The sequence below is a fragment of the Pseudomonas sp. S36 genome, from assembly GCF_016647875.1.
GTDB classification, from domain to species: Bacteria; Pseudomonadota; Gammaproteobacteria; order Pseudomonadales; family Pseudomonadaceae; genus Aquipseudomonas; species Aquipseudomonas parafulva.
Map to the genome: position 1 here is coordinate 1 of NZ_JACVVG010000116.1, position 282 is coordinate 282.

The following is a 282-nucleotide window of genomic DNA, read 5'->3' on the forward strand; positions in this document are numbered from 1 at the left end:
AACGTTAAACCGACGTTCACCGTACAGATCAACACTGCACTGGCCCACGACTTGGTCGTGACCCTCAGCAACAACGCTCAAGTCACCATCAAGGCTGGCCAGACCAGCGTGTCGTATGAGCACGCGGCGCAGGGCGACGACGTTTATAAAGACTCCGGCGACATTAGCCTGGGCATCAAGTCGGCTGTGGACATTGATGGCCGCACCTTCGAGAACCTGCAACTGGGCGGGGATGCCTCGGTAAAAGTCACTGACACCATCGACGAAGTGGTGGCAAAACTC

General features: G+C 56.7%; 1 protein-coding gene. It reads left to right on the forward strand.

The window, feature by feature from the left end; genetic code table 11:
- The coding region (locus tag IAE36_RS23520; RefSeq protein WP_201214979.1) for an immunoglobulin-like domain-containing protein at positions 1 to 282 on the forward strand (282 nt) is incomplete at both ends.